This window comes from Sphingomonas beigongshangi, from assembly GCF_016820445.1.
GTDB classification, from domain to species: Bacteria; Pseudomonadota; Alphaproteobacteria; order Sphingomonadales; family Sphingomonadaceae; genus Sphingomonas; species Sphingomonas beigongshangi.
In genome coordinates this window covers 1-5,774 of record NZ_JADHDT010000017.1, presented here as the reverse complement: position 1 = coordinate 5,774, position 5,774 = coordinate 1, and the positions used below count along the sequence as shown (strand labels likewise).

General features: G+C 67.8%; 8 protein-coding genes. 6 read left to right on the top strand and 2 right to left on the bottom strand.

Annotated features, from left to right (window positions below; all coding sequences use genetic code 11):
* The first annotated feature begins 70 nt into the window (after positions 1 to 70).
* The 3 genes from IQ292_RS17500 to IQ292_RS17490 are packed head-to-tail and all read left to right on the top strand — an operon-like array spanning position 71 to position 1,649.
* Positions 71 to 346, top strand: coding sequence for a metal/formaldehyde-sensitive transcriptional repressor (locus IQ292_RS17500; RefSeq protein WP_018251376.1), 276 nt, complete (start codon positions 71 to 73; stop codon positions 344 to 346).
* 11 nt (positions 347 to 357) lie between these two features.
* A complete protein-coding gene (dmeF, locus tag IQ292_RS17495) occupies positions 358 to 1,299 on the top strand; it encodes a CDF family Co(II)/Ni(II) efflux transporter DmeF (RefSeq protein WP_018251375.1) in 942 nt (313 codons plus the stop codon).
* Complete coding sequence (locus IQ292_RS17490; protein WP_018251374.1) at positions 1,299 to 1,649, top strand: DUF3147 family protein; 351 nt, start codon at positions 1,299 to 1,301, stop codon at positions 1,647 to 1,649. Before dmeF ends, IQ292_RS17490 begins: the two co-directional genes overlap by 1 nt.
* On the opposite strand, the gene chrA is transcribed toward IQ292_RS17490, so the two are convergent.
* Both chrA and IQ292_RS17480 read right to left on the bottom strand, forming a co-directional pair.
* Positions 1,646 to 3,055 carry a chromate efflux transporter gene (gene chrA / locus IQ292_RS17485; protein ID WP_018251373.1) on the bottom strand — a complete coding sequence of 470 codons (1,410 nt, stop codon included), beginning with the start codon at positions 3,053 to 3,055 and terminating at the stop codon, positions 1,646 to 1,648. The genes IQ292_RS17490 and chrA overlap by 4 nt on opposite strands.
* Complete coding sequence (locus IQ292_RS17480; RefSeq protein ID WP_018251372.1) at positions 3,052 to 4,002, bottom strand: chromate resistance protein ChrB domain-containing protein; 951 nt, start codon at positions 4,000 to 4,002, stop codon at positions 3,052 to 3,054. Before IQ292_RS17480 ends, chrA begins: the two co-directional genes overlap by 4 nt.
* A 94-nt stretch (positions 4,003 to 4,096) precedes the next feature.
* Between IQ292_RS17480 and IQ292_RS17845 the strand changes: the two genes are divergently transcribed.
* The 3 genes from IQ292_RS17845 (at position 4,097) to IQ292_RS17470 (ending at position 5,698) form a co-directional block, all read left to right on the top strand.
* Positions 4,097 to 4,219 (top strand): hypothetical protein, encoded by a 123-nt coding sequence (locus tag IQ292_RS17845; RefSeq protein WP_267903937.1) that lies wholly within the window; start codon positions 4,097 to 4,099, stop codon positions 4,217 to 4,219.
* Positions 4,220 to 4,235: 16 nt separating this feature from the next.
* A complete protein-coding gene (locus tag IQ292_RS17475; protein WP_018251370.1) occupies positions 4,236 to 5,135 on the top strand; it encodes a DUF1259 domain-containing protein in 900 nt (299 codons plus the stop codon).
* A 221-nt stretch (positions 5,136 to 5,356) separates the two neighbouring features.
* A complete protein-coding gene (locus IQ292_RS17470) occupies positions 5,357 to 5,698 on the top strand; it encodes a Rap1a/Tai family immunity protein (RefSeq protein WP_133497062.1) in 342 nt (113 codons plus the stop codon).
* Positions 5,699 to 5,774: the final 76 nt, after the last annotated feature.

Sequence of the window (5,774 nt, the reverse complement as noted above, 5' to 3'; positions counted from 1 at the left end):
GCCGTTTTCTGAACAGCGGTAATGCGCCGGGTTGTTCTTGCGATCTGCCCGGCATAGGGGAGGGGGGTATATGGCTCATCTCTCCGGTTCCAACGCCGACCTGATCGCACGCGTGCGTCGTATCGCCGGCCAAGTCGGGGCCGTCGAACGCGGCCTCACGTCAGGCGACTCCTGCGCGACGGTTCTGCACTTGGTCGCGGCCGTCCGCGGCGCGGTGAACGGGCTGATGGACGAAATTATCGCCGAACACCTGGAAGCGCACGTTGCTCGGTCGGGGCTGACGGACGAGGAGCGCGCCCACGGAGCCGACGAGCTGCTGGCGGTGATCCGCCGTTACGCCAAGTAGGATTGTGCTCGATGCCTACCGCTTCCGAAATCGACCGCTTTGCCCACGATCACGTTTTCCTGGGCAGCTCGCACGACGAGAACGCCCGCCGAACCCTGTGGGTGGTCGCACTCACAGCCGTGATGATGGTCGGCGAAATCATCGCCGGATACCTGACCGGCTCGATGGCGCTGCTCGCGGACGGGTTCCACATGGCGACGCACGCCGGCGCGCTCTCGGTCGCTGCGGCGGCTTATGCGTATGCCAAGCGTCACGCGCGCAACCCGGCCTATAGCTTCGGCACCGGCAAGGTTGGCGACCTCGCCGGTTTCGCCTCGGCCATGGTGCTCGGCCTGATCGCGCTCGGGATCGGGGTGGAATCGGTGCTGCGCCTGTTTCAGCCCATCACGGTCGCATTCGGGGAGGCCACGATCATTGCCGTCGTCGGCCTAGGTGTGAACATCGCCAGCGCCTTTCTGCTCTCGAGCGGTCACCACCATCACGGGCACGGGCCCGGGCACGATCATCACCACGGGCACGATCATGCGCACGCCCACGGCTCTCACGGCGGCGACAACAACCTCCGCTCGGCCTATGTTCATGTCCTCGCCGACGCGCTCACCTCGGTCCTCGCCATCGCGGCGCTGCTCGCCGGCCGGTATCTCGGCTGGGTCTGGATGGACCCGGTCATGGGGATCGTCGGCGCGGTCGTCATCGCCCGCTGGTCATGGAGCCTGATGCGCGACACGGCCGCCGTCCTGCTCGATCGCACCGACGCGCATGTCGCCGACGAGGTGCGCGAGCTGGTCGAAGCTCCCGGCGACGCCCGAGTGACCGACCTGCACGTCTGGAAGGTCGGACCGGAAGCGCACGCGGCGATCGTCAGCGTCGCCGGCGTTCGGAATGGCGAGCTGGTCCGCCAGCGGCTCGCGCCGGTTCACGAGCTGGCGCACCTCACGGTCGAGGTGCGCTGATGCTCTACCTGCTTCTCAAGGCCGGCATATCGGCCGTCATCATCGTCGCCGTGTCGGAGATCGCCAAGCGCAGCCCCGGTTTCGGCGCGCTGATCGCCTCGCTCCCGCTCGTCTCGGTGCTGGGCATGATCTGGCTCTGGCGCGACACGCACGATCGGGCGCGCATGGCGGCCCATGCCGGCGCGACCTTCTGGTACGTGCTGCCGTCCTTGCCGATGTTCCTACTCATTGCGGCGATGCTCAACCGCGGCGCGCCGTTCTGGCTGGCGCTCGCCTCGGGGTGTCTCCTCACGGTTGCGCTCTACCTCGCGATGACGTGGGTGGGGCCGCGCTTCGGGCTCCAGCTCTAAGCGAGCCCGGACAAGCGAAGCGCGACGCCCGCCGCAGCGCACGCGCCTAAGGTCGGGATCACGCCCGACTTGAACCGGAACATCGCGACCAGGGCCGCGACGGTCAACGCTAGCGCGGCCGGGTCGAGGGTGGACAACACCGGCACGTCCAGCGTCCTGCCGGCGATCGGCAGGGCGCGGACTTGGTGAAACAGGGTGTGGAGCGCGAACCACACCGCCAGATTGAGCACCACGCCGACCACGGCTGCGGTGATGGCGGCGAGCGCGGCCGACAGCGCCTTGTTACCGCGCAGCTTCTCGATGAACGGCGCGCCCAGGAAGATCCAGAGGAAGCAAGGCACGAACGTCACCCAGGTCGTGAGCAAGCCCCCCAAGGTGGCGGCGAGCAGCGGGGGCAAGCCGGTCGCTTGCCGGAACGCGCCCATGAAGCCGACGAACTGCGTCACGATGATCAGCGGCCCCGGCGTCGTCTCCGCCATGCCAAGTCCGTCCAGCATCTCGCCGGGACGAAGCCAGCCGTAGTTTTCGACGGCCTGCTGAGCGACATAGGCGAGCACGGCGTAAGCGCCCCCGAACGTCACCACCGCCATCTTGGAGAAGAACAGCGCGATCTGCGTGAACACATTGCCCGGTCCGACTGACGCGAGCAGCGCCGCAATCGGCGCGAGCCACAGCGCGAGGAGCGCGCCGCTGATCCGGAGCGACCATGCGAGGCTGGGGCGGGCGTGGTCGGGGACGTGCTCGCCAAGCGCGGTTTCGGCATCGCGGACGATCTTGCCGCCCGATGCACCGTGGCTGCCCCCGCCCATGAAGGCGGGGTGGCGTGCGCGCCCGCCAAGGAAGCCGGCGATGGCGGCCGCAAGAATGATGATCGGGAAAGGAACGCCAAGGAAGAAGATCGCCACGAACGATGCCGCCGCGATCCCGCGCATGACGTTGTTCTTCAGCGCGCGCGAGCCGATGCGCACGACGGCCTGAAGCACGATCGCGAGCACGGCGGCCTTCAAGCCGAAGAACAGCGCCTCAACAAAGGGGACGTTGCCGAACAGCGCATAGACCCAGCTCAGCGCCATGATCGCGACCAGGCCGGGGAGCACGAACAGCGCGCCAGCGACAAGCCCGCCCTTGGTCTTGTGGAGCAGCCAGCCGATGTAGATGGCGAGCTGCTGCGCCTCGGGGCCGGGCAGCAACATGCAATAGTTGAGCGCGTGAAGGAACCGCTCCTCGCCGATCCATCGCCGCTCCTCGACCAGCACGCGGTGCATCATCGCGATCTGGCCGGCCGGGCCGCCGAAGCTTAAGGCGGCAACCTTGGCCCAGACCCGCAGCGCTTCGCCGAAGGGGATGCCGTGATCCCGCGGGCTCGGGCCTGCGATCGGCGCGGTCGCGGTCGCCTCCATCGTCATTCTCCTCGTCGCCTGGTGAAGTGGGCGTAGAAGCCGTCGAGCGCGCCCGCGCCTCGCGCGAGCCGGTCGGGGTCGTCGGGCGTGGCGGCGCATATCCCCTCGATCAGCGCGCTGACGCCGGCCGTCTCCGGCCGGCCGAACTTGTCGTCGGCGATGTCGAGGTCGTGGATGATCTCCGACAGCGCGACGAGCGCCGGGTCGCCGTCGAGCCCTCGGCGGAACACCAGCGTCTCGAAGGTGCAGCGGTCGCCTTCGTGCGTGAACTCGGCGTCCGCCATGTCGAAGCGCAGCTCGCCGGGCTCGGGGGCGTAACCCTTGCCCTCCACGAACTTGAAGGTCGCGTCCGGGTCGATGAAGCGCCGGATCAACCACGCTGACGCGATGCGGTCGACGTGGATGTGGACGCGCGTGACCCAGGTGCGCCCGCGAAGCTCGGCCTGGGCCAGCTCGGGCGCGCCCGGCCCGGTCACGTCGGGGTGCTGGCCCGCCCGGGCTTCCGCCGGGGCAAGCGCCGCCTCGGCCGTTTGCCGCCCGTGCGCGCCGAAGAAGTCGATCGCGGCGATCTCGTCCAGCCGGCGGCGCAACCGGCGAACCTCGCCGGGGGGAACATACTCGCCTTCCGCCAAGGTCCGCGCCTCGCGCGCCAGCTCCTCGTAATCGGCATCGCGCGCCGCGTCGAAAGTTCCGCGAAGCTCGGGGTCACCGATGCCACCTACCAGCCGCGCCTCTAGGATCAGCGCCTCGCCGCCATTGTCGGCAATCTCGCGGTGCAAATCCTCGAACAGCGCGCGAGTGTCGGCGCGGTTGGGGAGCGCGTGGACCGCGTTCTTGAGCGGCGCGGCCCCGATCGCCTGCAAACGCCGCCACACCTTCACCCGCAAATAGGCGGGCTTGGCGGGAAGCTGCGGGATCAACAGCAACCAAGGGCTGGGTTCGGCGTTCGTCATAACTGTATCATCCGGATTTTGGAGTGTAACGGTTGCATCATCGTTCATGCAACCATAGACATGCTTGGGTTGGCGAACGCGCGAGGAGAGGGCGATGTCACGTCTGACCGGGACCATGCTGGCGCTGCTCGTCTCGGGCGGGATCGCTCCTACCGCGGCGCACGCGCAGCGCGGGGAGACCGTCGCGTTGCGCGAAGCCTATCCGTGCCGGCGCTGATGATAGGAGAGATTGGATGATGAAACCCCTTCTGGCCGGCGTTCTCGCCGCGCTCGCCGCCCCGGCCTGGGCCGCGCCCGACTGGAACAAGGTCGATGCTGCGCTCGGCCGACCGGGCACCGAACAGGCGGGCGGTGTCCATCGCTACGGCTTCCCGCGCTCCGACCTGCACGTCACTCTCGACGGCGTGGCGATCAAGCCAGCACTGGCGCTCGGCTCCTGGGCGGCGTTCCAGCCGATGGGTGACGACACTATGGTGATGGGCGACCTGGTGCTGACGCACGAGGAGGTGAACCCGGTGATAAGCCGCCTCTTGGCCGGCGGCTTCACGATCACCGCGCTCCACAATCACCTGCTGCGCTCCGCGCCCGCCACCATGTACCTGCACATCGCCGGGCATGGCGACCCGGTGAAGCTCGCGACCGCGTTGCGCGCCGCGCTGGCGGAAAGCCGCACCCCGCTCGCCGCGCCGTCCAGGGACTCGCAACCGCCCTCAGCCGGGGCCGGCAGCTCGCCGCCCGTCGATCTCAACACGGCCGCACTTGACGGCGTGATGGGGGCCAAGGGCAAGCCGAATGGCGGCGTCCTCCAATACAGCTTCCCGCGCGCGGAAAGGTTGATGGATGCCGGTATGGTCACGCCGCCCACGATGGGAACCGCGACCGCGATCAACTTCCAGCCGACCGGGGGCGGCAAGGCCGCGATCACCGGCGATTTCGTGCTGGTAGCGAGCGAGGTCGATCCGGTCATGCGCGCGCTGCGCGCCAGCGGGATCGAAGTTACGGCACTGCACAATCACATGCTGAACGACGAGCCGCGCCTGTTCTTCATGCACTTTTGGGCGAACCAGGATGCAGCCAAGCTCGCCCGCGGCCTGCGCGCTGCCCTTGACAAAATGAACCTGCAACGAAGCTGACGATCAGGCGATCGGCTTTTCGGGCCGTCATCGCCGCCCGACCCCGACCACGGCCCGATGGGCAACTGGAACAGCGCTGGCAAGACAGTCGAGCTGTTCGTGACGCCCGAAGGCCAGGTGCTCGGTAGCGAGGAATGAAAATGCGATTGAGGCGTGTCAGCACCTTAAGCTCGGACGCGCCCCTTCACCCGGCCCAGCCGGGTTCGGAAAGGACGAAAACGGTGAAACGTGCAACCATGATCTTGGCGCTGATGGGGGCGGTCGCTCCTCATGCTCCGGCGCTGGCGCAAACCAAACAGTCGGACATGCAAGGTGCCGCGCTTCTCGCGAGCTGCCGCGCCGCGGAGCAGAGGTGTGGAGCATATCTCCAAGGCGTGCTGGACATGATGATCGTCGCGCGAAAGGCCGAGTGCGGCGCGCCGCGCGATGATCGTGCGGCCTTGCGTGCGGCCTATCTGCGCTGGGCGGAACGGGACAGCTATTTTCAGAGTGTCCACATGGTCGCGGGGGCCGAACAGGCCTTGAGTTCGGCTTGGCCGTGTCCGGGGCAAGTGAACCGCTAACAGGCTCCCCTAAAGCTCTCAGCTACTTCGCCTTGATCGTGGCAAGACACTCGGCTCAGCCTGTTCAACAATCGGT

Bases quoted from the DNA above. Each gene is read 5' to 3' on its own strand.
- IQ292_RS17500 (WP_018251376.1), top strand. From the start codon at position 71: ATGGCTCATCTCTCCGGTTCCAACGCCGACCTGATCGCACGCGTGCGT.
- dmeF (WP_018251375.1), top strand. From the start codon at position 358: ATGCCTACCGCTTCCGAAATCGACCGCTTTGCCCACGATCACGTTTTC.
- IQ292_RS17490 (WP_018251374.1), top strand. From the start codon at position 1,299: ATGCTCTACCTGCTTCTCAAGGCCGGCATATCGGCCGTCATCATCGTC.
- chrA (WP_018251373.1), bottom strand. From the start codon at position 3,055: ATGACGATGGAGGCGACCGCGACCGCGCCGATCGCAGGCCCGAGCCCG.
- IQ292_RS17480 (WP_018251372.1), bottom strand. From the start codon at position 4,002: ATGACGAACGCCGAACCCAGCCCTTGGTTGCTGTTGATCCCGCAGCTT.
- IQ292_RS17845 (WP_267903937.1), top strand. From the start codon at position 4,097: ATGTCACGTCTGACCGGGACCATGCTGGCGCTGCTCGTCTCGGGCGGG.
- IQ292_RS17475 (WP_018251370.1), top strand. From the start codon at position 4,236: ATGATGAAACCCCTTCTGGCCGGCGTTCTCGCCGCGCTCGCCGCCCCG.